The organism is Sphingosinicella terrae, from assembly GCF_003347635.1.
Taxonomy (GTDB): Bacteria; Pseudomonadota; Alphaproteobacteria; order Sphingomonadales; family Sphingomonadaceae; genus Allosphingosinicella; species Allosphingosinicella terrae.
Window position 1 is genome coordinate 1 of sequence record NZ_QDFY01000006.1, and the last position, 24,603, is coordinate 24,603.

The following is a 24,603-nucleotide window of genomic DNA, read 5'->3' on the forward strand; positions in this document are numbered from 1 at the left end:
CCAACATCCTGATCATCCAGTCGGACGTCATCTTCGCCTGATCCGACCCGGCACGATCAAGAGGGGCGTCCCGGCATAGCCGGGGCGCCCCTTTTTCAAGGACCGATCTGGCCGGTGCATCCGAATCCTTCTAGCCTGAGCTCCACCAACCGGGGAGCGGCATGGCCAAGGGAAGGAATGGGTCCGCGAAGGCGGATGCGGGCGATGTCGCCGTCGAGGAGGCGAAGGCCGCCCCGGCGCCGGCCGCCCCGGCCGCCGACCAGACCCATATCAGCGTCTCGCGTGGCTTCAGCGCCTGGTTGGGACGGACGAGGTCCAGCCTGGCCTTCACCTCCTATCAGACCGGACAACTCTTCCTCGTCGGGCGCCTGGCCGACGACCGCGTCTCCTTCCATCAGCAGAATTATCTACGGGCGATGGGCGTCCACGCCACGCCCCAGCGTCTCTATCTCGGCTCGCTCTTCCAGATTTGGCGGCTCGAGAACGTTCTCGCGCCGCACGAGCGGGCCAACAAGGATTTCGATCGCCTGTTCGTGCCGCGCAATGCCCAGACCACCGGCGACATCGACGTGCACGAGCTCGCCGTGGATCGGAACGGACGGGTCATCTTCGTCAATACGAAGTTCAGCTGCCTGGCGACGATGAGCGTCACCCATGGATTCAAGCCGCTGTGGAAGCCGCCCTTCATCTCGCGGCTGGCCGCCGAGGATCGCTGTCATCTCAACGGGCTCGCCATTCAGGACGGCGCGCCCGCCTATGTCACGGCGGTGAGCCGATCCGACATGATCAACGGCTGGCGCGACCGTCGCCACGAGGGCGGAGTCCTCATCGACGTGCGCACCGATCGCATCGTCACCGATCAGCTATCGATGCCGCACAGCCCGAGAGTGACGAAGGACGCTGTCTGGCTGCTCGATTCCGGACGAGGCATGCTCGTCCGCGTCGATCCGACGTCAGGGGCAAGAGAGGATGTCGCCTTCTGTCCCGGCTTCCTTCGCGGACTCTCGCTCCACGCCGGCTTCGCGATCGTTACCGTTTCGCTGCCGAGGGACGGCGCCTTTTCCGGCCTGGCGCTGCATGACGAGCTCTCACGGCGCGACGGCGAGCCGTGGTGCGGAATATGCATCGTCGATCTCAGGACCGGTGATCTCGTGGAATGGATCCGCCTGAGCGGCGCAATCAAGGAGCTGTTCGACGTGGCCGTCATTCCCGGAGCGGTCTGCCCGATGGCACTGGGCGTCAACTCGCCCGACATACAGAGCCTGGTCTCGTTCGATCCGGAATTCGGATCGCTGCAACCGGCGGACTGACCCCGCTCAGTCCAGCCTGAACTGGTCGAACCAGGAGACGCGAATCTGGTGGCCATCGGCGGTATAGCCGACCAGGCCCAATCGCGTGGCTGGCCAATAGGGTTCCTTTCGATGGGCGGCCAGTTCCGGCGCCTCGATGATCGCACCCAGACCGGCAACACCCTCTTTGGGATGCGCGTAGGACCACCGCTCGAGCAGGTCGCGCGTGAACAAGGCGAGGCCGAGGGCGGCGCGGCTGCGGCGGAAATCCGGGTCGACGGCGGCCCGCAGCATCGCGAACCGAGCCCGCAGGAATTCCAGCCGGACCACGCTCGCGGTGGCGACTGCGACCAGCCCGCCGTCCCGGTAGGCGACGGCGACCAGTTCCTTGGCCCGCGCCTCCGGGGTGACACCCTCCGGGAGAATGCCGAGCCGCCTCCAGAAATGGATGGCATCCGCCTCGATCGCGGCATCGTCCCGTCGCCATGCCGCACGATAATCGAACTCGCCCGCAGCCCGGTCGTGGAAGGTCGATGCCATGGCGCCAGACTGCCCGAGCCGGAGCGGCCTATCAAGCGACCGCCGATCGGGCTCGGACTCGAGACCGAATCCTGCGCCGGCGCGACAGGCCCTCGATATCCTTGCCAAGGTCCATCTGCACCCGGACGAAGGCCGGCAAGCTCAGTCGGTGTCGGGACCGTGGCGGTGGCCGGCAGTGGCCCGGGCCACCGCCTCGACGATCGATCTCACGGCCCGCGATCCCAACCACCACTTCATTCTCGGCACCGATCTTGTCTCGCCATTCCGGACGAAATCCCTATGAGCGGCGCGCGTCCCAGTACAGAAGGCGCGCCCTGCCCACGATCGCCGCACCTTATCCCCGTTATCCCCGCAATTCACAGCCGTCATCATGTCGATTTCGCTTGGTGCGACTCGGCATGTGGAGTCATGTTCGTGTTTCGCAGCGGAAGATCGCCACTCCGGAAACGGAGCCAGATCGAAGCTGAGACCACCGCGGAAGCGACAGACATTCGAAAGAATGAGTGCCGGCGAAGCGATGGACGGATGAGCAAGGAACAAGCGCGAGGCGCAAGCCGAACCCACTTTCCCAGTCATTCGTGGCTCCGAGCCTTCGGGCAAGGAACCGAAACGGGATAGTCGACGCAGCAATGCCGAGATGATTCCTGCGATCGGGAAACCAGCGAAGTCGAAAGTCTTCGGTGGAATTCCGGTCAGGTGACCGAACGAAGCCGAAAGGCGACGAACGGAAACCGAGGAACCGACCGGGGCCGAAAGGCTCCGGCCGGAACCTTCCACGGATCGCCGTCCGGTTTCGGCTGGATCCGATCCAAGGAAAGTGGGGGCTGACGGCAACGTCAGCCCCCATTTCTTTGTGCGATGAGGCCCGCCTGTATGCCGACGGCGCGGCAGACTCGGACGGTCTTCATCCCGGAGCGGGAGAAAAGGCCATGGCTGCCGAAGAAGGCTTCGAGGGCCGCTGCGCCTGCGGCGAGATCCGCTACCGCATGACCTCCGCTCCCTTGTTCGTCCATGCCTGCCATTGCACCGAATGCCAGCGCCTGTCCGGCAGCGCCTTCGCGCTGAATGCGCTGATCGAGACCGACCGTCTCGAGCTTCTGACCGGCGATACCGAAGCCGACCCGGTCGCCGGGACCAGCGGCAAGCCACAGACGATCCATCGCTGTCCGCACTGCCGGGTGGCCCTTTGGAGCCATTATCCGGGCGCGGGCCAGGCCGCTGCCTTCGTCCGCGTCGGAACGCTCGACGAGCCGGCGCGCCTCCCGCCCGACATCGCCATCTTTACGTCCAGCCGCCTTCCCTGGCTGCCGCTTCCCGAGGGCATTCCGGCGGTGGAGCATTATTACGACCGGCGCGATCACTGGCCTGCGGAAAGCCTCGCCCGGCTCGATGCGGCGCGCGGCCGACCTACGCCGACCGCTTGAATCAACAGGCGCTGCCTTCCCTGGGGGAAGGCAGCGCCTGTTCAGAAGCCGAAAGCGAGGAAATCCGGGGTCAGCGCGAGCCTGCGGCCGGGCCGCCCGAAGGACCGCCGAGCGCAACGTCGGCGGGGCCCTGGCTGCGCTGCTGAAGCGCCACCAGCATGTCGTTCGACTGCATGAAGGGGATCGGGTTCACGGCGCGACCGTCGATGCGGACCTCATAATGGAGGTGGCTGCCGGTCGAACGGCCGGTCGAGCCCATCAGGCCGATCAGGTCGCCGCGCCGGACGCGCTGGCCCGGCTGAGCGATCAGGCGGGAGAGGTGGCCGTAGCGGGTCTGGATGCCTTCGCCGTGATTGATCTCGACGAGATTGCCATAGCCGCCACTATTCCATTCGGAGCGGGCGACGACGCCGTCGGCGGTGGCATAGATGGGCGTGCCGACAGGGCCGGCCAGATCGATGCCGCCGTGCATGGCTGCCCGGCCGCGGAAAGGATCGGAGCGCACGCCGAAGCCGCTGGTGAAGTTCGACGAGGTGCGGAGCGGCTGGGCCGAAGGGATCGCGGTGACGCCCTGCTCGAGCTGCTCGAGGCGCCGCCAGCTGACGAACAGCTCGCGGAAACGGGGATCCGCATTATCGGCATCAACCGCCTCGAAAGGGCCGCCCATGCCGGTGGCCGCGCCATGGAAGCGAGCGGGATTGATGCCGAGCTGCCTGACCAGGCGAGCAGTCTCGCGATAGCGCTGAAGCGTCACGTCCCGCGCCTGCTCGGCCAGCGCCTGCTGCATGCCGTCGACCTCGGCATAGTTTTCGGAAAGCGCGTTGTGCGGAAAGCGCTCCAGCTCCGGAAGCAAAGAGGCGAGCTGATCGGCGTCGGCGTCGCCGGAAAGCATGCGGGTAAGGAATTCCTGGCGGCGCTCGAGCAGCTCGGCGTGGCTGCGGGCCTGGTCGCGCATCGCCGCGACGCTGGCCTCCATGCGGGCGAGCTGACGCTGCATCTGGGCCACGTCGCCGTTCATCAGCGCGATGGCCTGGACAGTCGCGAATGCCGACCAGGCGAGAAGGACGAGGGCGGCAAGCGCGGCGCTCATCTGGATGCCGGCGCCGATCGTGAAGCGACGGAGGCTCTTGCCGTCGTGCAGAAAGATATCTCGTGGCTTGAACAGATTAAGGAACCTTCCCGCGACGTTCACGTTGGTATTCTGCAGCAGATCAGTCATTCGTCTTCCCCGGTCGGCCCGATGGGCCGGCACGGCCACGCATGGCGACCGCTTGCTTAAAAACTGGGCTGTTGCCCCACTCAAGACGCCGGAAGGTGCCCACCCCGTGCGTGTGGCTGCAGATTGTTAATGAAATTCGACCCCGGCAAGCCCTGCGTAGAATTCGCGGGGTAGACCGGCTTCGTCGCGCGCTGAGTCGTTGAACGGAGGTTTGAGACTGCCGCGGAAGTGAGTTCGAATCAGTCGTTGCCAGTGCGCAACGATGTCCAGCCCCTGGGCTTCGCACCCTGCGCGGAACCAGCGCGTGCCGGATCCGACATGGCGGATTTCGTCGCGATAGATCCGCGCGAGGATCGCAGCGGAACGATGATCGCCGGCGCGTTCGAGCGCGCCGATCGTCGCCGGAGAGACGTCGAGTCCGCGCGCCTCCAGCACCATCGGGACCACCGCCAGCCGAGCGAGCGGATCGTGGGCCGTCGCCTCGGCCGCCTGCCACAAGCCGTCATGCGCCGGCAGGCCGCCGTAACGGCTGCCGAGCGCGTGCAGCCGGCGCTCCAGAAGTGCGAAGTGCATCGCCTCGTCGGCGCCCACCGAGATCCAGTCGTCGATGAACGCCGTAGGGAATCTCGCGCCGAAGCGCCCGATGGGGTCGAACGCCAGGTCGATTGCGACGAACTCGATATGCGCCAGCGCGTGCAGGAGCGCGATGCGGCTTCGCTCCGATCCGGCCCTGCCCCGCTTCGGCATCCGCGATGGCGGCAGCAGTTCGGGCCGCTCCGGCCTTGCCGGTCGATCCGGCATCGGCGCGTCGAAACGCGCGGCAAGCCGGCCGCTGCGCCAGTCGCGGGCCGCCGCCCGCGCCGCCTTGACCTTGATGCGCGGGTCTGCGCTGAGCAGCACCCGGCGGCACGCCTGCGCGATCGAAGTCATCGGCCCGGAAGTTCCTTCAGATGCGACGCGAGAGCGCGGACTAACGCTGTTCGCGAGCCCCGTCGATCAGCCACACATCCCCTTGCTGGTAGGACACGTCGCCATAATGCGCCGCATCCTCGACAAGGGCTGGCTCAGCGTCCTCGGCACTCACGGGATAATGGGCATAGCGCACAAGGTCGCGCTTCGGCGCTTCGGCCTCCAATGGCGGTGGAGAAGCCTGCGTCTCCTCCTTCTCGACAGGCTCAGGCAGCGACGAGGTCGCGGTCCCGCCGCCGCCGAAATAGGGCACGGCCGCAGAATAGACCCTCGTCTCGGCCGGGCGCTGTACGTCGCAGTCCGGGCACTCCGCGGCTCGAGCGGCCCGGCCCTCGTCCCAGCCGTAGAGCGATGCATAGGCGGCGGGCCGCGGGGCGAGCCGGCTCTCCTCGATGGCCGCGCCGCGGTCGCGCGGATGCAGCGCCGGACCCTGGAAATAGACCGGCTTGATCATGCCGATCGCGCTCTCGCCGAGATGGATGCCGACGGCAACGGCGGCAAGCAGCGAGCCGCCGATGAGCGGAAGGGTGATCGGATTGTGCATCAGCCGCAAAACGATGCGGGCGGGCCTGCGTTCCGCCATTGGGTCCCCCTCTCTCGGGCCGGTCCGGTTCAAGGCAGCTCGCGCGCGGCCGCGAGCACCTGCTCGGCGTGCCCCGGTACCTTCACCTTGCGCCAGATCCGGGCGATGGTTCCGTCGCGATTGACGAGGAACGTCGCCCTTTCGATACCCATATATTTGCGGCCGTACATCGACTTCTCGACCCATGTGCCAAAAGCCTCGCAGACCGAGCCGTCGGAGTCGCTCGCGAGCCGCACCTTGAGATCATATTTGCCGGTGAAGCGGGTGTGGCTCGCCGGGTCGTCGCGCGACACGCCGAGTATCCAGGTTCCCGCTTTCTCGAACTCCCCGGCCAGCGCGCTGAAATCCTGCGCCTCGCGCGTGCATCCCGACGTGTCGTCCTTCGGGTAGAAATAGAGGACGAGCTTGTTGCCGCGGAAATCGGCGGGGCTGACCGGCTCCCCTTCCATCGCGGTGAGCTTTACATCGGGTACCCGGTCGCCTTCGCTCAGCATGTCGATCTCCTCGCTCGTTGCGACCAACCCGGATTGCGCGTCTAGGTCTGGCTGAAGGTGCGCCACAAGTCGCTTATTGTCTGCCGTGCCCGCTCGTGAGCCGCAAGCAATTCGTCCCAGTCGCGCTGGCCGCAGGCCTTTGCGACCAGCGGCCGGGTGGCCGCCGGCGGCTCGGCGGAGCTCGGCGAGACCAGTCGGAACATGACCAGCATCCGGGTCAGCAGCCGGTAGGCCGGCAAAACCGCCGCTGGAACGAGGCCGGCCTCGATGAGATGGTCGAGCGCATTTCCAAGATGAGGCGTCAGGCCGACCCGGTGGCTGAGCTGGAGGCTGTGCATGGCGAATTCGAGATCGATGAGGCCGCCGTCGCCGTGCTTGATGTCGAAGGGTCCGTGCGGTGGCTTGTGGGCGGCGATATCGGCGCGCATCCGCCCCGCCTCGATCCGGACCCGGGCGGGATCGCGGGGTCGGCGGAGCGTCTCTTCGACGACCTGCTGGAGCTGCGCCCGCGCTCCAGCGGAGCCGAAGACGGGGCGGGCGCGCAGCAGCGCCATATGCTCCCAGGTCCACGCCTGCTCGCGCTGGTAGCGATCGAAAGTCTCCAGGCTCACGGCCAGCAAGCCATCCTGGCCATTGGGCCGCAGCCGCATGTCGACGTCGTAGAGCGGCCCGGCCGCGGTCGGAACCGACAGCGCCGCCGTCACCCGCGGCGCCAGGCGATTGAAATAGTCGGTCGCGCGGAGCGGCCTGAGGCCGTCCGATTCCGCCTCGTGCGTGCCGCTGAACAGATAGATGAGGTCGAGATCGGAAGCGAAGGTGAGCGCGCCGCCGCCGAGCCTACCCAGACCAAGCACGAGCAGCTCCGAGCCCGGGACCCGCCCGTGCGGCCGCTCGAACTCCCGCACCGTGGCGCCCGCCAGCACCTCGATCGCCGCCTCGGCAACCCGGCTATAGCCCTCGGCGACCTGCAGCGGATCGCCATGGCCGACGACGAGCTGGACGCCGAGCGCGAACCGGCGCTCGTTCACCTGGCGGCGCACCCGGTCGAGCAGCAGCTGATAGTCGTCACCGGCGCGGTCGGCACGCGCCATATCCGAGGCCAGCATTTCGACCGCCCCGGCAGACTCGAAAGCGCTGGCGTCGATGAGGCTGTCGAGCAGCTCGGGGCGACGGCCAAGCTGGTCGGCGAGGACCGGGGCATGGCTGAGAATGGCGGCGACATGCTGGGTCAGCGCCGGCCGCGCCTCGAGCAGGCGGTAGAGATTGATACCGCTGGGCAGCCGCTCGATCACGTCCTCGAACCGGTTGATCGCGCGCATCGGATCGGGGGCCTCGGCAAAGGCGTGGATAAGGCTTGGAAGCATTGCCTCGAAGGCGTCGCGGGCGGCAGGCGTCCTCAGCGACCGAATCCGGCCCGACCGCCAGGCGGCGACCCGGACGGCCGCGGCGGCGGGGTCGGCGAAGCCGGCGTCGGCCAGGCTCGCTTCGAGCCCCGCAGGCTCAAGCGGCAGCCGGTTGGCCTCGTCGCCGCCAAGCGTCCCGTAGAGCTCGGCCACCTCGCGGACGTGGGGCTCGATCAGGTCGACGAGGCCCTCTCCGTCGGCGAGGCCGTGCAGCCGCGCGACAGTGTCGAGCGCCTCCGGGTTGCGTGGGAGTTCGTGGGTCTGGCGGTCCTCGACCATCTGCAGCCGATGCTCGATCGTCCGCAGCAGCCGATAGGCATCGCCGAGCGCGGCCGCCTCGGGCGCGCCGATCCTTCCGGCGCGGCACAGCGCGCTCAGGGCGTCGAGCGTCGCCGGCGACCGCAGTTCCGGCTCACGGCCGCCATGGATCAGCTGGTGAATCTGGACGAAGAACTCGACCTCGCGAATGCCGCCGCGGCCGCGTTTGAGATCGAATCCGGGCCCGAGTCCCTGGCCCTGAGCATAATGGTCCCGGATCCGGCGGGTGATCGACTGGATCTCACCGATGGCGCCGAAATCGAGCGAGCGGCGCCACACGAACGGGTGGAGCGAGTCGAGGAAGTAGCGCCCGAGCCGCGCATCGCCGGCCGCCATGCGCGCACGGATGAACGCCGCCCGCTCCCAGGGCAGCGCAGCCGCTTCGTAATAGCTTATGGCTGCATCGACGGGCAGCGCGATCGGGGTCACTTCGGGCGAGGGCCGGAGCCTGAGATCGACCCGGAAGGCATAGCCGTCCTCGGTCCGCTTCTGCAGCAGCTCGACCAGACGGTGAGCGATCCGAACCGCCGCCTGGTCGGCTTCCTCCCGCGGCCGCCGCGGCAGCCGGAGCGGATCGTAGAGCAGGATGAGGTCGACGTCGGACGAGTAATTAAGCTCGTGACCACCGAGCTTCCCCAGTGCGATCACCGCGAACCCCTCCGGCTCGGCGTCGGGCGCGCGCTCCGCCTTGGCCTGGGCGAGGCTGCGGGCGATCGTCCGGTCGGCGAGGTCCGAAAGCTCGGCGGTCACCCGCTCCAGCGGCAGCAGGCCGGCGAGGTCGCCGATGGCCAGGGCCAAAGCGAAACCGCTTCGCTCGGCGCGCACGGCGCTCATCGTCTCGCGGTCTTCGCCTTGTTGCCGCGCCGCGGCGAGGGCGCCGTCCAGGTCGCCTGACGCGAGCCGTTCGACGATCACCGGGAACCGCTCGATCTGCAGTCTCAGGAAAGGCGAATGCACGGACGCACGCGTCAGCGCCGCTTCGATCGCCCGGCCGCTCGGTGTTTCTTTCATGCCACAGGCTCGTTTCGTTCCGTTGGCGCGGCGCAACATATGCAACTGCAGCCGCCAACACACGTTAACGACGCGTGGAGAAGCTGAATCCGAGAAAGGAAGCCTTGGCTCATTGGTCGAACCGGCGCTTTGTGAAAGTGGCCCCGCCCACGATTCATGCGGGTGTCGGCGACGCCCTTCGCCATGCCTACCATCTCGACGGCGAGGCCCGTTCGCTCTCCAAGTTCGAGGACCTGCTCGACAGGCTCAAATAGCCTATCTGGCCCCACTATCGGGGTGAGGATCGCGGTCGCGGCTCAGCTCGTCGACCTCGCTCATGATCGTCTGCAGCGCCGACTGGTCGGTGGTCGCCTGCTCGCGCCGGGACGGCAGCTTGCCCTCGCTCATCAGCGCCTCCAGCGCCACCCGGCCACGCGCGACGCGGCTCTTGATCGTGCCGACCGCGCAGCCGCAAATCTCGGCCGCTTCCTCGTAGGCGAAGCCGCCGGCACCGACCAGGATCAGGGCCTCGCGCTGCGGCTGGGGCAAATGAAGGAGTGCCCGCTGCATGTCCGAAAGTTCGATATGCCTGTCCTGGCTCGCCGGCGCGGCGAGCAGCTTCGAGGCCGTGATCTCGTCCCATTCGCCCTTGAAGCGTGCCCGGCGCATTTGCGACAGGAACAGGTTCCGCAGGATGATGAAGGTCCAGGCACGCATGTTCGTGCCCGCCTGAAAGCGCTTGCGCGCCGCCCAGGCCTTGAGCAGCGTCTCCTGGACGAGATCGTCAGCGAGGTCGCGGCTGCCCGACAGCGAGCGCCCGAACGCGCGCAGATGCGGAATCACCTGCGCGAGCTGATCCTTGAACTCGGGGTCGGACAGCGGCACCGTCTCGGCGCCGCTGCCTTCCTGTTGCCGTTCCATTCCTGCCGGCTTGCCGCCCGCCATCAACCCAGCCCCTACGATATGCGAAATGCGGCTTGCGGCCCGGCGCCCGAATGCGCCCGCCTGCCGACCAAGATAGACCTCAACGCCAGATAAACAACAGAAGCAGGAAAATGGCGATGACCAGACCGAGGCCCCACACGAGCACGTAGCGCGTCATATGGGGCGTGGTGCCTGCCCGCGCTTCAGTCGTGGTAAGGTGTTCGGGTTCCTGATCCATCGTCTCCGCCGCTCTTTATTGAGTTCCACTCGTTTCAGTCTGGGAACGCCTGCTGGTCCGGACGGTTCCCGTTCAGGCCGGCACCGTCGAGGTATCGAAGAACAGGGCCTGAGCGATCTGCGCCTTCACGGTCGAGCGCTGGAAGGGCTTGGTGATGAGGAAGGTCGGCTCCGGCCGCTCCCCGGTCAGCAGGCGCTCCGGGAAGGCGGTGATGAAGATCACCGGCACCTGGAACTCCCTCAGGATGTCCTTGACCGCATCGATGCCCGAGCTGTCGTCGGCGAGCTGGATGTCGGCCAGCACGAGGCTGGGACGACGAGCCATCGCCTGCTGCACCGCCTCGTCCCGCGTGACGGCGACGCCGGTGACGTTGTGGCCGAGATCCCGGACGATCGTCTCGATATCCATGGCGATGATCGGCTCGTCCTCGATGATGAGCACATCGGCGCGGGTCTGGCGCTCGATCTCCGCCAACGCCTCGGCGACCAGTTGCTCGACTTCCTCGGGAGCGGCGCCGATGAGATAGCCGGCATCCTCCGGCGTGAAGCCCTCCATGGCGGTCAGCAGCAACGCCTGGCGGGACAAAGGCGTGATCCGCGCGAGCCGAGCCTGAGCGATGCCCTCCGCGTCATGAGCGCTCGCGTGGCCGGGCTCTTCCTCGATGTTCGCCGAGGACCAGATCGCATGGAACGTCCGGTAGAGACCAAGGCGTGGGTCGACGTCGCGCGGAAAGGCCTCCGGCGCTGCGACGATCGCCTCCAGGGTGGCGCGGACGAAATTATCGCCATGCACCTGGCTGCCGGTGAGGGCGCGTGCATAGCGGCGAAGAAAAGGGAGATGCGGCTTCAGGTCGTCACCGAGCGACATTCTAGAGACTCCTCTGCGGTTCCTGCTGGCCTATTGGGTACAGGCGTGCCCCAATGCAACCCCGCTGGACAGGTGAGAATGCGTCCGGAATCGGCACAAAAGAGGCCCCAGCCCCGTCCTCGCGTCAGGTTGGAACCATCGTCGGAGTTTTTAGTTTCATTCCCGGCGCGGGGCCATTATGCGGGTCCGCCGAAATCAGGTGTCTGTTCGGTGGGACGGCTCCCTGGAAGCTGCTGAAGCAGAGAAAACCGAGGCTGCGGGCGCGGCGCTGCGGGCCGTGAGGGGTATGTGAACTTGAACTTTCAGGACGAGAGGGACGGCCGCAAACGGCGCAAGCCCGATTCTGTCAGCGAGTCATCCGCGATGCCCCGAACGCGTAAGAAGCGCGAGCCCACCGGCGAGGTCGGTAGCGCCCTGCGCTCCGCCTATCAGCGGATGGTCGACGAGGACATCCCGCCTGATCTGCTCGATCTGCTCGGGAAGCTCGGTTAGGGCCAACTGGCTTGGCCAGCAACCGGCACGACGGCGACGTCGCCCCCGAGGAGGTGAGCGGCGGTTGGCTGGTTTCCCGATGGGCAAGGCTCTCGAGCGGCCCGAAGATGCTGCTCATCCTCAGCCTCGCGCTGCTCCCGCTCGGCATCATCGCCATCGCTGCCTCGATCTACAGCGCGCACGAGAACAGTCTCCAGCGCATCGAGGAGACGCTCTCGCGGCTCGAGGACAAGGCCGAACGGCTCGAGGGCCTGCTGGCGCGAACGGCCGGAACGATGCGTCCGGCCAGTGCGGCGGTCGTGGCGGCCCCTCCCGACAGCCCAATCTGCGAGCGTGTCATCGCAAGGCTGTCGACGGTCCAGTCGACCCCTGGCCGTTATGCGCTGTTCGGATCGGACGGACAGCTTCGCTGCGCCACTGCCGGCTTCACGCCGCCGGCGCTGCGCGCGCCCGACCGCTCCGGCCAGACGATCGAGATCAGTCCGGACGGCCGGACCCTGATCGTCGCATTATTCAACGATGAGGGAGTCCCCGAAGGCGTCGCCGCCTTCGACCGGGAGGACCTCAACGCCTTGGCCTTCATCCCGGGCACGCGCGCCGACTTCAATCTGGAGCTGATCGGCGGCGGCCGCCGGATGTTGCTTCGCGATGATTATCGACGGGTGCCCTTCGTGCAGACGGTCAGCGACTCCGCGCCCCTCGCCGACGGCCGGCTCCAGCTGCGGATCGTCCTGGGGGCGGTGCCGATCCGCGCGATCGACGTGCTGCTGATCCTGCTGCCGGTGATGATGTGGATCGCGGCAGGCCTGATCGGATGGTGGGTGCTGAAGCGGCAGCTTCTGCGGCCGCTCGCCGCCATCCAGCGCGTCGTCTCGTCCTACCGGCCCGGCGACCGGCCGCTCGAGCTGCCGGCACTGAGGAGTCCGGCCCGCGAGATCGGCGAGCTTGGACTGGCCTTCGACAATGTGACCCGCACCGTCGCGCGCCATGAGGCCGACCTCGAAGCGGCGGTGGAACGCCAGTCCAAGCTGGTGCGCGAGGTCCATCACCGGGTGAAGAACAACCTCCAGGTGGTCGCCTCGCTGCTCAACCTCCATTCGCGCGGCAGTCCGAGCCCGGAGGCGGCGGCCGCTTATGCATCGATCCAGCGGCGGGTCGACGCGCTCGCCGTCGTCCACCGCAACCATTATGCCGAGCTCGAGGAGAATCGCGGAGTCGCGCTGAAGCCGCTCATCTCGGAGCTGGCGGCGAACCTGCGGGCGACGGCGCCGTCGAGCGCCTCGGCGATGCAGATACGATTGGACATCGAGCCGTTCCACGCCAATCAGGACGTCGCCGTCTCGGTGGCGTTCCTGGTCACCGAAATCACCGAATATGGCATGCTGTGCGGCGCGAACCTGGTGTCGATCGTGCTCGAGTCCGATGAGCCGGGATGCGCCCGGCTGGCGATCGAGGTGGACAGCCTGGCCGGCAAGGGTCCGCGCGACCCGACCCTGTCCGACCGCTTCGACCGGATCATCACCGGCCTTGCCCGCCAGCTCCGATCGACGCTGGACCACCAGCCGGAACGCGGCCGCTACGCCCTGCGCATCGCCGTCGTCGATCGGCGCGAGCGCTGAATAACCGTGACGAGCCGATCAGCGGCTGCGGTCGTCCGCGCCTTCGCCGCGGCTGAATTCCGGCCGTCCCTTCGCTTCGTCTCTGGCTCTCGCCAGATCGGCAGCGGATTGGCCGGCCCGATTGGCGGCATCGATGTTGCGGACCTCGTCCTCGTTCACCCCGTCGAGGTCGGAACTGGGGGGCGTCTGCGGCGGCTTCGGCACGATATCGTCTCCTTTGCCCTCCTGAACCCGTCGCGCCCCCGCCCGGTTGCCGCCGAATAAAAAACGCCGAAAAATTTTCGAGGGCCCGGGAACCGGCCAGCCGCTGCCTCGTTCTTGAGTTCGGATAGTGACCTTTTGCCCCCCCGCTCTCGCTATCCATAACATGGGCCCGGACGCGCTGACCTCCCCCCCCCCGGTAGCGCTTCCGGGTCCAACTTATTCTCCCTCTTCAAAAAAGTTCCAGCCAGGCGATCGATGCGCCGGCGGAACCAATGCGCTTCGGCAGGCTTATATCCGGGTCGAGCGCCGGCGCGCTTCAGTGACCGGCGCTTGCTCAGGAGAAGCGTCATGGTGAAGAAGCTTGTACTGGTTTTCGCTCTGTCTAGCGGCCTCGTGCTGTCGGCCTGCAACACGGTCCGCGGCGCTGGCGAGGACGTTCAGTCCGTTGCCAATGAGGTCGACGACGAGATGTGACCCACGCGGGCCGCGATGCGCCCCGCAACTGAATGCGGATTCTTCAAGGGCGCTGCCTCCGGGCGGCGCCCTTTTTCATTCACCGGAAGCCGCCGCCGCGCGGGCGCGCTTGCGCTCGGTTAACCAGATGGCGACGAGCGAGACTTCGTAGAGCAGGACCAGCGGGATGGCGAGGAGGAGCTGCGAAATGATATCGGGCGGCGTCAGCACGGCGGCGATCACGAAGGCAACGACGATCGCATAGCGTCGGCCCGACTTGAGCTGCTGGCGGGTGACCAGGCCGGCACGCTCGAGCAGCATCAGCAGCACTGGCAGCAGGAAGGCGACGCCGAATCCGAAGATGAAGCGGGTCACGAAATCCAGATAATTGCCGACGCCGGGAAGCGCTTCCTGATGGACGCCCGCAATATTTCCCTCGTAGCCGAGCAGGAAATGCAGTGCGACCGGCATGGCGACATAATAAGCCAGAGCCGCCCCGGCGAGGAACAGGAACGGCGTCAGCAGCAGGAAAGGCAGGAAGGCCCGTTTCTCCTGCGAGTAGAGACCGGGCGCGATGAACTGCCAGAGCTGATTGGCGATGAACGGGAAGGCGATCATCAAGGCCGAGAAGAAGGCGACCTTGATCTCCACGAAGAAGGCCTCGAACACCGCGGTGTAGATCAGCCGATCCTGGCCCGCCGCCAGCAGAGGCTGGACGAGGAAGCCGAAGATCGGCCGGGCGAAATAGAGGCAGACGCCAAAGGACACGGCAAGCGAGGCGAAGCTCCACAGCAGCCGGCGCCTGAGCTCGATCAAATGATCGAGCAGCGGCGCTTTGGTGACGTCGAGATCCTCCAGCCGGTCCGGCTTCACCGCGTCGCTCATGAGGCTTCGCCTGGCGGCGGCACCGCTCCAGAGGGCGGGATCGGCGGCGCCGCGCTGGTCAATGGCCGCGGTGCCGGCTCCGGCGGCGGCGCCGTCGGCTTGGCGGGAGCGGGCTCGGCCGGGGTCTCGCGGCCCCAGTCGCTGTCGGCCGCGCCGGCGGAAGGGAATTCGCGCATGATCCGCTCATTCTCCGACTTCCACTTCTTCTCCATCTCCTCGAGCTCAGCCTCGCGCATCATCGTATCCAGGCCGGATCGGAAATGGCGCGCCATGCCGCGGGCGCGGCCGACGAAATTGCCCACGGTGCGCATCAAGCGCGGCAGGTCCTTCGGCCCGACGACGACGAGCGCCACCACGGCAATGATCAGCAGCTCGCCGGAATCGATCCCGAACATGTCGCGGCGCGCCTCTTCCCGGCGGTGGCTTAGTGACGGTCGGCTTCAGAGGCCGAGCCGCGTTCGGCCGGCGTCGATTCCGGAGCGGGCGCGGGCGGAACGTCGATCGTGCGATCGTCGCTGATCCGCCGCGGTGCAGGCGCGGGCGTGGCGGCCGCCTCCTCATCCTCGCTCATGCCCTTCTTGAAGTTCTTGAGGCCCTTGGCGACGTCGCCCATCATGTCCGAGAAACGGCCCTTGCCGAACAGCAGCAGGATGACGAGGCCCACGATGAGCCAGTGCCACAAGCTGAAACTACCCATTTGAATTCTCCCGATGTCACAGGGAATCTAGGGCCCGGGCCCCCGTTCGGCAATGGCCGCGGCGGAGCGGTGAGGCTCGCTCCCGATCCAGTTCGCCTCTAGGCGTCCTCGCCGCCACTTTCCAGTTCAACCTCGTCGTCGCGCTCGAGACCGAGCCGTTCGAGGGCGACGTCGACCGGATCGAGGAGCCCAGCGGCCTTGAGATCGTCGATTCCCGGAAGATCGCGCCGGCTCTTGAGGCCGAAATGGGTGAGGAATTCCTGGGTGGTGGCGAAGGTGAGCGGGCGACCCGGCACCTCGCGGCGACCCGCGGGACGAACCCAGCCCGCTTCCATCAGCACGTCGAGGGTGCCCTTGGAAATCTGGACGCCGCGTATGGCTTCGATCTCGGCGCGGCTGACCGGCTCGTGATAGGCGATGATCGCCAGCGTCTCGACCGCCGCGCGGGAGAGCTTGCGGCTCTCCTCGCGTTCGCGGCGAAGAATGTGGGCGAGATCGGCGGCGGTCTGGAAATGCCAGCGCCGGCCGCGTTCCACCAGCTCGATCCCACGCCCCGCATAATGATCAGCCAGCTCGGCCAGCGCCGTCTTCACATCGACACCGGCACCGACATAGGCGGCGATATCCTCGACCGAGAGCGGCTCCTCCGCCGCAAACAGAGTGGCCTCGACCGCGCGGATCCCGTCCTCCATCGGCCGCGCGGCCGCCGGCTCCATCGGCATCGCCATCGCATCGTCGCTCACGCGGCCCTCACATAGAGGGGCGTGAAGGTGTCCTCCTGCTCGATCAGGACCTTGCCGAGCCGGGCGAGCTCCAGAGTGGCGACGAAGCTCGATGCCAGCGCGGAGCGCCGGAATTCCGGATCCTGGGTGTCCGGCAGGAAATCCTCCAGCGCGGTCCATTCCATCCGCACCCCGATCATCCGTTCCAGCCGGTGAATCGCCTCGTCCAGGGTCATGACCGGCCGCCGCGCGACCACGTGCACCGCCGGCTCACTACGGGCCCGGACAATGCCGTAGGCGGCGATGAGATCGTAGAGGTCGGTGGTCCAGGCCGAGCGGCGGACGACCTTGAGGCCCTCCGGGCGGCCCCGCGCGAAGACGTCGCGCCCGAGCCGGTCGCGCGCCATCAGCCTGGCTCCCGCCTCGCGCATCGCCTGAAGCCGTTGCAGCCGAAGCTGCAGCCGCATCGCCAGCTCCTCCGGCCCGGGCTCGACGGTCGGGTCCTTGGGCAGCAGCAGGCACGATTTGAGATAGGTGAGCCACGCGGCCATCACCAGATAGTCGGCGGCGATCTCGAGCCGGAGCTTCTTCGCGTCGGCGATGAAGGCGAGATACTGCTCCACCAGAGCGAGAATGGAGATCTTGGCGAGATCGACCTTCTGCGCCCGCGCCAGCGTCAGCAGCAGGTCGAGCGGCCCCTCCCACCCGTCGAGATCGAGGGTCAGCCGCTCGGACTCGCGGGTCGGCGGAGCCAGATCGAAGGATTCGCTGTCGTCGCTCATCGGAGGCGAGACTAGGCAGCAGCTCGGCCCGTGTCGAAGGGGAATGGTGACTTTTCCACAAGCTTTGCAGCGACGCGGGTTCGGGACTGCCCGAAACCGCGGCGGGACCCGCACGTTCACAGGCGGTGTTGCCGGCGCCGGGCCGGCCGTCGCAGGAGCCGTCGATGCCCTCGGCCGTGATCCGTGCCTTCGACTATGCCGCCGATGCGCGCGAGCTCCACGTGCTCTTCACGACGGGCCGCCGCTATCTCTTCCACGACGTCCCGCCCGAAGCGGCGGCCGCGTTTCGCGCGGCGTTCAGCAAGGGCCGCCATTTCAACAAGCGCATCCGCGGCCACTATCGCTTCAGCGAGCTCGGGCCGGAAGATGAGGGGTCCGAGGGGCTCGAGGCCTGAACGCGGGGGCCGCCGCCGCGACGACGCGAGGAAGGTGCTCGGGGCTGGCCCGGATCTAGCGATCCAGGGCCTGCGCGAAGCGCTCGTTGCCGATGAAGCCGGTGCGGGTCACGCCGGCGCGCAATATCTCGGCGAGGACATGATCCACCCGCTCGTATCGGGTCTCGGCGGCAACGGCGATGTGCAGCTCCGGTGCGGCCGGATCGGCGGCGAGGCGCGTCAGCAGGAGGCTGAGCTGCGCATCGCGAACCGGCCTGCCGTCCCAGGAGGCTCGGCCGGCGGCATCCAGGTCCAGCCTGTGCGCGGGCGGGCGCTCCGACGGCGGCGTCGGTCCCGTCGACACGTCGAGCGGCACCTTGTGGGTGGCGATCGGGATCGAGACGATGAACATGACCAGCAGGACCAGCATCAAGTCGATCAGCGGCGTGGTGTTCATCATCGGCGCCGGGTCGGCGAAGGCGGCCGGATCACGGCCTGGGAATGCGTACGTCATGACGGCCTCCCTCTCGTTGAGACTGGTAAGTTATAACATATCTTTGTTCGGGTAAAGGTCGGGTTTGCGAGGGCCTGCCGGTCAGCCCCGGCGATTCTTGCGCCAGATCGAGATCAGGATGATGAGGAACGCTGCGAGGCGAAGCAGGTAGAGCCAGCTGCGCTCCTCGATCGGGATGTCGGTGAAGGCAAGCAGGCTCTGGACGAGTCCGAGCAGGCAGAAGGCCAGCGCGAAGGCCATGAAGAGTCCCTCATGCGTCCGCTTCCAGAAGCGCAGGAAGAATAGGCTCGCGACGAGGAAGCCCATCGTGATCGCGCCCGAGAGGAAGTCGAACAGCACCCTTCTATTCCTCCAGGTCCCAGATGAAGCCGAACAGGAGAACGCCTACCGCGGCCAGAGAAAACAGGTGGCGGACCAGTCGAAAGTCGGTTTGCGGCAGGACCAGCATGTCGATGATAACGACAAAATTATTCCCGGCCAGGAAGAGGAAGCATAGAGCGCTCCACAGGAGCATTCTCGCGCCCGTCCGCCAGTAGTTCCGTGCCAGCAGCAGCGCGCAGGCGCTGCTCGTCAGGAAGCAGAGGAGATAAACCAGCGCGGGGAACCACTCCGTCACCGCCTCAATCCTTTCTAAGCCTGAAGGAATCGGCGAATGCCGTGATACTCGGATTGGCCGCGGCCACGATCATCCGACGTACCGCATCTGGACTGGTATTGTAGAGGGCCTCGGTCTTTTCGACCAGCTTGTCCAGCGCCTCGGAGGCCGGCTGGTAGCGGCCGGAGCCGTCCGCATCGACGAGGATCAGGCCGGCGGCGGAAAGCGCTTCCAGGCTTTGCGTCACCACCAGGTCACTGCCCCGCAGCCCCGCGACCATCTCCTCGTGCGACAGCGAGCGCCCGCGATTCTGCCGCAGGAAGCAGAGCAACTCCAGGGCCCACACCGATCGAAAGGTGGCGCGAATAAAGCTCGAGACGTCCTGCTTAGACGGCATGCCGGTGAGTCAGATCCCTTCCCTGGTGCTTCCAGGTCATTCGTTGCTCCCGCTCCCCGCCCGGCCTTCTAGCTACGTGGGACGGGGGTGCAACCCCGCGGCTGGTGACGAAGGGGAAACCATCTTTTTCGTGGGTCCGCCATCGGCTTGTTGCTATGAAGCGTCACGGGCGGGGGCCCTGGCATTCGGATTCGGGCGGGGGGCCGCACGAAGGAGTGCTGAGTGAACGAACTTTCTCCGCGGGACTTTCTCGATCGCCGGCAGCTGGTCAGTGCCCTTCGAAGCTTCAGGCGTGGCGACTTTTCGGTAAGGCTGCCGGAGGATCTCTCCGGCACCGATGGCGAGATCGCCAGGCTGTTCAACGAGGTCGTCACGCTCGAGGAGCAGATGACCGGAGAATTCGAACGGCTTTCGCTCGTCGTGGGCAAGGAAGGCAAGATCAGCCAGCGCGGCCGCGTCCGCGGCGCCACCGGCGGCTGGGAAGCCAAGCTGCGCGCGGTCAATGAGCTGATCGAGGACATGGTCCAGCCGACCGCGGAGGTCGCACGCGTGATCGGCGCGGTCGCCAAGGGCGACCTCTCCCAGACCATGACCGTCGAAATTGACGGCCGACCGCTGCGAGGCGAGTTCCTGCGCATCGGCAAGATCGTCAACACCATGGTCGAGCAGCTCGCCTCCTTCGCCTCGGAGGTGACCCGCGTCGCCCGCGAGGTCGGCACCGAAGGCAAGCTCGGCGGACAGGCCAATGTCAGGGGCGTGGCCGGCACCTGGAAGGACCTCACCGACAACGTCAACGCGATGGCGACCAACCTCACCGGTCAGGTCCGCAACATCGCCGAAGTGACGACCGCGGTCGCCTCGGGCGATCTCTCCAAGAAGATCACCGTCGAGGTGAAGGGCGAGATCCTCGAGCTCAAGAACACCATCAACACTATGGTCGATCAGCTCAACAGCTTCGCCTCGGAGGTCACCCGCGTCGCCCGCGAGGTCGGCACCGAGGGCAAGCTCGGCGGGCAGGCGCGAGTCGAAGGCGTCGCAGGCACGTGGAAGGACCTCACCGACAATGTGAACCTGATGGCCGAGAACCTGACCGGCCAGGTCCGCAACATCGCCGAGGTCACCACAGCGGTCGCCTCCGGTGACCTTTCGAAGAAGATCACCGTCGACGTGAAGGGCGAGATCCTCGAGCTCAAGAACACCATCAACACGATGGTGGACCAGCTCAACGCCTTCGCCTCCGAGGTGACCCGCGTCGCCCGCGAGGTCGGCACCGAAGGCAAGCTCGGCGGACAGGCGCAGGTGCCCGGCGTCGGCGGCACCTGGAAGGACCTCACCGACAACGTGAACCTGATGGCGGACAATCTCACCGGCCAGGTCCGCAACATCGCCGAAGTCACCACCGCCGTCGCTCGCGGCGATCTTTCCAAGAAGATCACCGTCGACGTGAAGGGCGAGATCCTCGAGCTCAAGAACACGATCAACGTCATGGTCGACCAGCTCAACGCCTTCGCTTCGGAGGTGACCCGCGTCGCCCGCGAGGTCGGCACCGAGGGAAAGCTCGGCGGACAGGCGCAGGTGCCCGGCGTCGGCGGCACCTGGAAGGACCTTACCGACAATGTGAACCTGATGGCGGACAACCTCACCGGCCAGGTCCGCAACATCGCCGAAGTCACCACCGCCGTGGCCCGCGGCGATCTATCCAAGAAGATCACCGTCGACGTGAAGGGCGAGATTCTCGAGCTCAAGGACACCATCAACGTCATGGTCGACCAGCTCAACGCCTTCGCCTCCGAGGTGACCCGCGTCGCCCGCGAGGTAGGATCGGAAGGCAAGCTCGGCGGACAGGCCCAGGTGGAAGGCGTCGCCGGCACCTGGAAGGACCTCACCGACAACGTCAACCTGATGGCCGGCAACCTTACCGGACAGGTGCGCAACATCGCCGAGGTGACGACGGCGGTGGCGCGCGGCGATCTTTCCAAGAAGATCACCGTCGACGTGAAGGGCGAGATCCTCGAGCTCAAGAACACGATCAACGTCATGGTCGACCAGCTCAACAGCTTCGCCTCGGAGGTGACCCGCGTCGCCCGCGAGGTGGGCTCGGAGGGCAAGCTCGGCGGACAGGCCCAGGTGGAGGGCGTCGGCGGCACGTGGAAGGATCTCACCGACAACGTCAACGCGATGGCGGCCAACCTCACCGGACAGGTCCGCAACATCGCCGAAGTGACCACCGCGGTCGCCTCGGGCGATCTCTCCAAGAAGATCACCGTCGACGTGAAGGGCGAGATCCTCGAGCTCAAGAACACCATCAACACGATGGTGGATCAGCTCAACAGCTTCGCGTCGGAGGTCACCCGCGTCGCCCGCGAGGTCGGCACCGAAGGCAAGCTCGGCGGACAGGCGCAGGTGCGCGGCGTCGGCGGCACGTGGAAGGATCTCACCGACAACGTCAACCTGATGGCCGAGAATCTGACCGGCCAGGTCCGCAACATCGCCGAGGTGACCACCGCCGTCGCCCGCGGCGATCTTTCGAAGAAGATCACCGTCGACGTGAAGGGCGAGATCCTCGAGCTCAAGAACACCATCAACGTCATGGTCGACCAGCTCAACAGCTTCGCCTCGGAGGTGACCCGCGTCGCCCGCGAGGTCGGCACCGAAGGGAAGCTCGGCGGGCAGGCGCAGGTGCCCGGCGTCGGCGGCACCTGGAAGGACCTCACCGACAACGTCAACCTGATGGCGACCAACCTCACCAATCAGGTGCGCGGCATCGCCGACGTCGTCACTGCGGTCGCCCAGGGCAATCTCAAGCGCAAGCTGACCGTTGACGCCAAAGGCGAGATCGCGGCGCTCGCCGAGACGATCAACTTCATGATCGAGACCCTGTCCACCTTCGGCGACCAGGTGACCAACATGGCCCGCGAGGTCGGCATCGAAGGCCGGCTCGGCGGCCAGGCGCGCGTCCCCGGCGCGGCCGGTCTGTGGCGCGATCTCACCGACAACGTGAACCAGCTCGCGGCCAACCTCACCAACCAGGTGCGCTCGATCGCGGACGTCGCGACCGCCGTGACCAAGGGCGACCTCACCCGGTCGATCGCCGTCGAGGCGTCGGGCGAGATGGCCGCGCTCAAGGACACGATCAACGAGATGATCCGCAACCTCAAGGAGCAGACGCTCAAGAATGCCGAGCAGGACTGGCTGAAGACCAATCTCGCCCGCTTCTCGCGCATGCTCCAGGGCGAGCGCGATCTCGCCACGGTGTCGAACCTGATCATGTCCGAGCTGGCGCCCCTGGTGAACGCCCAATATGGCGTCTTCTACGTCACCCGCCGCGATGAGGACGAATCGAAGCTCGAGCTGGTCGCGAGCTATGGCGCTGAGAGCCATGACGCGCTCAAGCGGGAGTTCAAGCTGCGCGAGGGCCTGATCGGTCAGGCCGCTGCCGACAAGCGCCCGATCCTGCTCGAGGACGTCCCGGGCGACTTCATTCGGATCGGCTCCGGCCTCGGCCATGCCGCGCCGGCCAATATCAACATCCTGCCGGCCTTGTTCGAGGACGACGTCAAGGCAGTGATCGAGCTCGCCTCCTTCAGCGAGTTCAACGAGACTCACCAGAGCTTCCTCAACCAGCTGATGGAGTCGATCGGCATCGTGCTCAACACGATCGCCGCGACGATGCGCACCGAGGGCCTGCTCAAGCAGTCGCAGCTGCTGACCCAGGAGTTGCAGGCCCGCCAGACCGAGCTCACCACCAAGCAGGAAGAGCTGCACGCGACCAACGAGGAGCTGCAGGAGAAGGCGCAGCTGCTCGAGAACGAGAAGAAGCAGGTCGAGGCGAAGAATCTCGAGATCGAGATGGCCCGCCGCGCGATCGAGGAGAAGGCCGAACAGCTCGCGCTCACCTCGAAGTACAAGTCCGAGTTCCTCGCCAATATGAGCCACGAGCTGCGTACGCCGCTCAATTCACTGCTGATCCTCTCGAAGCTGCTCGCCGACAATCCGCAGGGCAACCTGAACGAGAAGCAGACGGAATTCGCCCGCACCATCCATTCCGCCGGCTCCGACCTGCTCAACCTCATCAACGACATCCTCGACCTGTCGAAGATCGAATCGGGCACGATCTCGATCGAGATCGGCGACATGCCGATGAGCGGGCTCAAGCAGCATATGGAGCGCACTTTCCGGCAGCTCGCGTCTGACAAGGGGCTCGAGCTTCGGATCGACTTCGACGAGACCCTTCCCCAGACGATCCGCACCGATGAGAAAAGGCTTCAGCAGATCGTCCTCAATCTCCTGTCCAACGCGTTCAAGTTCACGGCCGAGGGCAGCGTCACCCTGGCAGCGCGCCGCGCCGAAGGCGGGTGGAGCACGAATCATCCGGTGCTTCGCAATTTCGACCACGCCATCGAGATCGCGGTCACCGACACCGGGATCGGTATCCCCGAGGACAAGCAGAAGCTGATCTTCGAGGCGTTCCAGCAGGCCGACGCCACCACCAGCCGCAAATATGGCGGCACCGGCCTCGGCCTGTCGATCAGCCGCGAGATCGCCCGTCTGCTCGGCGGCGAGCTTCAGGTCCGGTCCCGGCCGGGCGAGGGTTCGACCTTTACCTTGTTCGTGCCGCTCGAGGCCGCCGCCGTCGCGGCTGCGCTCCCCGGGGCGGGCAACGCCCGCTACGAGAATAGCGGCGCGACCGTGCCGAGCGCTCTGCCGGCGACGATCGAAGTCAGCGACGACCGGGATTCCCTGGGCAATGATCCGTTCGTGCTGATCGTCGAGGACGATGTCACCTTCGCCTCGATCCTCCTCGACCTCGCGCGCGAGGCCGGACTCAAGGGCGTGATCTCGACCGCCGGCGCCGGCACGCTGGCGATGGCACGCAAGCTTCGGCCAGACGCGATCACCCTCGATCTCGGACTGGACGACATTAACGGATTCGTGCTGCTCGACCTGCTCAAGCACGATCCCGAGACGCGCGACATCCCGATCCACGTCATTTCCGGAGCAGACGAGCTCGCCTCGGTGACCGGGCTCGGCGCCTTCGGGGTCACCGGAAAGCCCGCGGACGACCAGGATCTGGCACAGGTGTTCGGGCGGATGCGGGAGGCGGCCTTGACCGGCAAGCGCCGCCGCCGGGCTCGGACGATCGACGAAACGGCCGAAAAGCCCGCACGGTCGATACCGGAGCTGGCCGGCTCCAAGATCCTCATCGTCGACGACGACATCCGGAACATCTATTCGCTGACCAGCGTATTGGAGAGCTATGATGTCGAGGTGCTCCATGCCGAGCGTGGCCGAGACGGCATATTGATCCTCGAACAGACGCCCGAGATCGACGTCGCCCTGATCGACATCATGATGCCCGAGATGGACGGATACGAGACGATGCAGCAGGTACGGGCGATGCCCGCGCTGGGCCAGGTGCCGCTGATCGCGGTGACCGCCAAGGCCATGAAGGGCGACCGGCAGAAATGCCTCGAAGCCGGCGCCTCCGACTATATCGCCAAGCCGGTCGACATCGATCTCCTGCTCGCTTTGCTCAGGGTGTGGATCGGCAAGCGGCGCAGCCAGGTGGCCCTCGCGGCACCCCGGGCCATGCCCGAGGCGACTCACTGAG

27 protein-coding genes are annotated in these 24,603 nt (G+C 66.6%); 8 read left to right on the forward strand and 19 right to left on the reverse strand.

Annotation, left to right across the window (positions count from 1 at the left end; translation table 11 throughout):
* Positions 1-161: 161 nt before the first annotated feature.
* The gene (locus DDE10_RS13220) at positions 162-1,310 is read left to right on the forward strand and encodes a TIGR03032 family protein (protein ID WP_114953263.1); all 1,149 of its coding nucleotides are present in this window, start codon (positions 162-164) and stop codon (positions 1,308-1,310) included.
* Positions 1,311-1,316: 6 nt separating this feature from the next.
* Here the strand turns inward: DDE10_RS13220 and DDE10_RS13225 are convergent, their stop codons facing one another.
* On the reverse strand, positions 1,317-1,829 hold the full coding sequence (locus DDE10_RS13225; protein WP_114953264.1) for a hypothetical protein: 513 nt from the start codon (positions 1,827-1,829) through the stop codon (positions 1,317-1,319).
* Positions 1,830-2,758: 929 nt separating this feature from the next.
* On the opposite strand from DDE10_RS13225, the gene DDE10_RS13230 reads away from it, so the two are divergent.
* Positions 2,759-3,253, forward strand: coding sequence for a GFA family protein (locus DDE10_RS13230; RefSeq protein WP_114953265.1), 495 nt, complete (start codon positions 2,759-2,761; stop codon positions 3,251-3,253).
* A 70-nt stretch (positions 3,254-3,323) separates the two neighbouring features.
* Here DDE10_RS13230 and DDE10_RS13235 read toward each other — a convergent pair whose 3' ends face one another.
* From DDE10_RS13235 to DDE10_RS13255, 5 genes are all read right to left on the reverse strand, one after another.
* Positions 3,324-4,472 carry a M23 family metallopeptidase gene (locus DDE10_RS13235; protein ID WP_114953266.1) on the reverse strand — a complete coding sequence of 383 codons (1,149 nt, stop codon included), beginning with the start codon at positions 4,470-4,472 and terminating at the stop codon, positions 3,324-3,326.
* Positions 4,473-4,598: 126 nt separating this feature from the next.
* The gene (locus DDE10_RS13240; protein WP_114953267.1) at positions 4,599-5,402 is read right to left on the reverse strand and encodes a ferritin-like domain-containing protein; all 804 of its coding nucleotides are present in this window, start codon (positions 5,400-5,402) and stop codon (positions 4,599-4,601) included.
* A 40-nt stretch (positions 5,403-5,442) separates the two neighbouring features.
* Complete coding sequence (locus DDE10_RS13245) at positions 5,443-6,024, reverse strand: hypothetical protein (RefSeq protein ID WP_162806606.1); 582 nt, start codon at positions 6,022-6,024, stop codon at positions 5,443-5,445.
* A 29-nt stretch (positions 6,025-6,053) separates the two neighbouring features.
* Positions 6,054-6,518, reverse strand: a complete 465-nt coding sequence (locus tag DDE10_RS13250; RefSeq protein ID WP_114953269.1) for a peroxiredoxin — start codon at positions 6,516-6,518, stop codon at positions 6,054-6,056.
* Between the two features lie 41 nt (positions 6,519-6,559).
* On the reverse strand, positions 6,560-9,250 hold the full coding sequence (locus tag DDE10_RS13255) for a bifunctional [glutamine synthetase] adenylyltransferase/[glutamine synthetase]-adenylyl-L-tyrosine phosphorylase (protein WP_114953270.1): 2,691 nt from the start codon (positions 9,248-9,250) through the stop codon (positions 6,560-6,562).
* Positions 9,251-9,324: 74 nt separating this feature from the next.
* On the opposite strand from DDE10_RS13255, the gene DDE10_RS23490 reads away from it, so the two are divergent.
* On the forward strand, positions 9,325-9,504 hold the full coding sequence (locus DDE10_RS23490; protein ID WP_162806607.1) for a hypothetical protein: 180 nt from the start codon (positions 9,325-9,327) through the stop codon (positions 9,502-9,504).
* A 1-nt stretch (position 9,505) separates the two neighbouring features.
* On the opposite strand, the gene DDE10_RS13260 is transcribed toward DDE10_RS23490, so the two are convergent.
* The 3 genes from DDE10_RS13260 to DDE10_RS13265 form a co-directional block, all read right to left on the reverse strand.
* Complete coding sequence (locus DDE10_RS13260; protein ID WP_114953483.1) at positions 9,506-10,150, reverse strand: sigma-70 family RNA polymerase sigma factor; 645 nt, start codon at positions 10,148-10,150, stop codon at positions 9,506-9,508.
* 103 nt (positions 10,151-10,253) lie between these two features.
* On the reverse strand, positions 10,254-10,391 hold the full coding sequence (locus DDE10_RS23830; RefSeq protein WP_284734650.1) for a hypothetical protein: 138 nt from the start codon (positions 10,389-10,391) through the stop codon (positions 10,254-10,256).
* 72 nt (positions 10,392-10,463) lie between these two features.
* Positions 10,464-11,258, reverse strand: a complete 795-nt coding sequence (locus DDE10_RS13265; protein ID WP_114953271.1) for a response regulator — start codon at positions 11,256-11,258, stop codon at positions 10,464-10,466.
* A 363-nt stretch (positions 11,259-11,621) separates the two neighbouring features.
* Between DDE10_RS13265 and DDE10_RS23495 the strand changes: the two genes are divergently transcribed.
* Both DDE10_RS23495 and DDE10_RS13270 read left to right on the forward strand, forming a co-directional pair.
* A complete protein-coding gene (locus DDE10_RS23495; protein WP_162806608.1) occupies positions 11,622-11,750 on the forward strand; it encodes a NepR family anti-sigma factor in 129 nt (42 codons plus the stop codon).
* 11 nt (positions 11,751-11,761) lie between these two features.
* Positions 11,762-13,369 carry a sensor histidine kinase gene (locus DDE10_RS13270; RefSeq protein ID WP_114953272.1) on the forward strand — a complete coding sequence of 536 codons (1,608 nt, stop codon included), beginning with the start codon at positions 11,762-11,764 and terminating at the stop codon, positions 13,367-13,369.
* A gap of 18 nt (positions 13,370-13,387) precedes the next feature.
* Here the strand turns inward: DDE10_RS13270 and DDE10_RS13275 are convergent, their stop codons facing one another.
* The gene (locus tag DDE10_RS13275; RefSeq protein WP_114953273.1) at positions 13,388-13,573 is read right to left on the reverse strand and encodes a hypothetical protein; all 186 of its coding nucleotides are present in this window, start codon (positions 13,571-13,573) and stop codon (positions 13,388-13,390) included.
* Between the two features lie 348 nt (positions 13,574-13,921).
* Here DDE10_RS13275 and DDE10_RS13280 point away from each other — a divergent pair, with 348 nt between their 5' ends.
* Positions 13,922-14,047 carry an entericidin A/B family lipoprotein gene (locus DDE10_RS13280; protein ID WP_114953274.1) on the forward strand — a complete coding sequence of 42 codons (126 nt, stop codon included), beginning with the start codon at positions 13,922-13,924 and terminating at the stop codon, positions 14,045-14,047.
* A 75-nt stretch (positions 14,048-14,122) separates the two neighbouring features.
* Here DDE10_RS13280 and tatC read toward each other — a convergent pair whose 3' ends face one another.
* The 5 genes from tatC to DDE10_RS13305 form a co-directional block, all read right to left on the reverse strand.
* Positions 14,123-14,911, reverse strand: coding sequence for a twin-arginine translocase subunit TatC (gene tatC / locus DDE10_RS13285; RefSeq protein WP_114953275.1), 789 nt, complete (start codon positions 14,909-14,911; stop codon positions 14,123-14,125).
* Positions 14,908-15,306 (reverse strand): Sec-independent protein translocase protein TatB, encoded by a 399-nt coding sequence (tatB, locus tag DDE10_RS13290; RefSeq protein ID WP_114953276.1) that lies wholly within the window; start codon positions 15,304-15,306, stop codon positions 14,908-14,910. The genes tatC and tatB overlap by 4 nt, the downstream gene beginning before the upstream one ends.
* 29 nt (positions 15,307-15,335) lie before the next feature.
* A complete protein-coding gene (locus tag DDE10_RS13295; RefSeq protein ID WP_114953277.1) occupies positions 15,336-15,608 on the reverse strand; it encodes a twin-arginine translocase TatA/TatE family subunit in 273 nt (90 codons plus the stop codon).
* A 98-nt stretch (positions 15,609-15,706) separates the two neighbouring features.
* Entirely contained in the window at positions 15,707-16,300 is a 594-nt protein-coding gene (gene scpB / locus DDE10_RS13300) for an SMC-Scp complex subunit ScpB (RefSeq protein ID WP_114953484.1), read from the reverse strand.
* Positions 16,301-16,347: 47 nt separating this feature from the next.
* Entirely contained in the window at positions 16,348-17,112 is a 765-nt protein-coding gene (locus DDE10_RS13305) for a segregation and condensation protein A (RefSeq protein WP_114953278.1), read from the reverse strand.
* A gap of 164 nt (positions 17,113-17,276) precedes the next feature.
* Here DDE10_RS13305 and DDE10_RS13310 point away from each other — a divergent pair, with 164 nt between their 5' ends.
* Positions 17,277-17,507: a KTSC domain-containing protein gene (locus DDE10_RS13310; protein ID WP_114953279.1), complete on the forward strand. Its 231-nt coding sequence runs from the start codon at positions 17,277-17,279 to the stop codon at positions 17,505-17,507.
* Positions 17,508-17,562: 55 nt separating this feature from the next.
* On the opposite strand, the gene DDE10_RS13315 is transcribed toward DDE10_RS13310, so the two are convergent.
* The 4 genes from DDE10_RS13315 to DDE10_RS13330 form a co-directional block, all read right to left on the reverse strand.
* Positions 17,563-18,000 carry an ExbD/TolR family protein gene (locus DDE10_RS13315; protein WP_284734651.1) on the reverse strand — a complete coding sequence of 146 codons (438 nt, stop codon included), beginning with the start codon at positions 17,998-18,000 and terminating at the stop codon, positions 17,563-17,565.
* Between the two features lie 81 nt (positions 18,001-18,081).
* Positions 18,082-18,339, reverse strand: coding sequence for a DUF5985 family protein (locus DDE10_RS13320; protein WP_284734652.1), 258 nt, complete (start codon positions 18,337-18,339; stop codon positions 18,082-18,084).
* A gap of 4 nt (positions 18,340-18,343) precedes the next feature.
* The gene (locus tag DDE10_RS13325) at positions 18,344-18,616 is read right to left on the reverse strand and encodes a DUF5985 family protein (RefSeq protein WP_114953280.1); all 273 of its coding nucleotides are present in this window, start codon (positions 18,614-18,616) and stop codon (positions 18,344-18,346) included.
* Positions 18,617-18,620: 4 nt separating this feature from the next.
* Positions 18,621-18,992, reverse strand: a complete 372-nt coding sequence (locus DDE10_RS13330) for a hypothetical protein (RefSeq protein ID WP_114953281.1) — start codon at positions 18,990-18,992, stop codon at positions 18,621-18,623.
* A gap of 222 nt (positions 18,993-19,214) precedes the next feature.
* Between DDE10_RS13330 and DDE10_RS13335 the strand changes: the two genes are divergently transcribed.
* Positions 19,215-24,602 carry a HAMP domain-containing protein gene (locus DDE10_RS13335; RefSeq protein ID WP_114953282.1) on the forward strand — a complete coding sequence of 1,796 codons (5,388 nt, stop codon included), beginning with the start codon at positions 19,215-19,217 and terminating at the stop codon, positions 24,600-24,602.
* Position 24,603: the final 1 nt, after the last annotated feature.

Coding starts and splice junctions, on each gene's coding strand:
- DDE10_RS13235 (WP_114953266.1), bottom strand. CDS start 4,472: ATGACTGATCTGCTGCAGAATACCAACGTGAACGTCGCGGGAAGGTTC.
- DDE10_RS13295 (WP_114953277.1), bottom strand. CDS start 15,608: ATGGGTAGTTTCAGCTTGTGGCACTGGCTCATCGTGGGCCTCGTCATC.
- DDE10_RS13245 (WP_162806606.1), bottom strand. CDS start 6,024: ATGGCGGAACGCAGGCCCGCCCGCATCGTTTTGCGGCTGATGCACAAT.
- DDE10_RS13305 (WP_114953278.1), bottom strand. CDS start 17,112: ATGAGCGACGACAGCGAATCCTTCGATCTGGCTCCGCCGACCCGCGAG.
- DDE10_RS13255 (WP_114953270.1), bottom strand. CDS start 9,250: ATGAAAGAAACACCGAGCGGCCGGGCGATCGAAGCGGCGCTGACGCGT.
- DDE10_RS13240 (WP_114953267.1), bottom strand. CDS start 5,402: ATGACTTCGATCGCGCAGGCGTGCCGCCGGGTGCTGCTCAGCGCAGAC.
- DDE10_RS13280 (WP_114953274.1), top strand. CDS start 13,922: ATGGTGAAGAAGCTTGTACTGGTTTTCGCTCTGTCTAGCGGCCTCGTG.
- DDE10_RS13260 (WP_114953483.1), bottom strand. CDS start 10,150: ATGGAACGGCAACAGGAAGGCAGCGGCGCCGAGACGGTGCCGCTGTCC.
- DDE10_RS23830 (WP_284734650.1), bottom strand. CDS start 10,391: ATGGATCAGGAACCCGAACACCTTACCACGACTGAAGCGCGGGCAGGC.
- DDE10_RS13250 (WP_114953269.1), bottom strand. CDS start 6,518: ATGCTGAGCGAAGGCGACCGGGTACCCGATGTAAAGCTCACCGCGATG.
- DDE10_RS13310 (WP_114953279.1), top strand. CDS start 17,277: ATGCCCTCGGCCGTGATCCGTGCCTTCGACTATGCCGCCGATGCGCGC.
- DDE10_RS13315 (WP_284734651.1), bottom strand. CDS start 18,000: ATGACGTACGCATTCCCAGGCCGTGATCCGGCCGCCTTCGCCGACCCG.
- DDE10_RS13230 (WP_114953265.1), top strand. CDS start 2,759: ATGGCTGCCGAAGAAGGCTTCGAGGGCCGCTGCGCCTGCGGCGAGATC.
- DDE10_RS13225 (WP_114953264.1), bottom strand. CDS start 1,829: ATGGCATCGACCTTCCACGACCGGGCTGCGGGCGAGTTCGATTATCGT.
- tatC (WP_114953275.1), bottom strand. CDS start 14,911: ATGAGCGACGCGGTGAAGCCGGACCGGCTGGAGGATCTCGACGTCACC.
- tatB (WP_114953276.1), bottom strand. CDS start 15,306: ATGTTCGGGATCGATTCCGGCGAGCTGCTGATCATTGCCGTGGTGGCG.
- DDE10_RS13220 (WP_114953263.1), top strand. CDS start 162: ATGGCCAAGGGAAGGAATGGGTCCGCGAAGGCGGATGCGGGCGATGTC.
- DDE10_RS13330 (WP_114953281.1), bottom strand. CDS start 18,992: ATGCCGTCTAAGCAGGACGTCTCGAGCTTTATTCGCGCCACCTTTCGA.
- DDE10_RS23495 (WP_162806608.1), top strand. CDS start 11,622: ATGCCCCGAACGCGTAAGAAGCGCGAGCCCACCGGCGAGGTCGGTAGC.
- scpB (WP_114953484.1), bottom strand. CDS start 16,300: ATGGAGGACGGGATCCGCGCGGTCGAGGCCACTCTGTTTGCGGCGGAG.
- DDE10_RS13265 (WP_114953271.1), bottom strand. CDS start 11,258: ATGTCGCTCGGTGACGACCTGAAGCCGCATCTCCCTTTTCTTCGCCGC.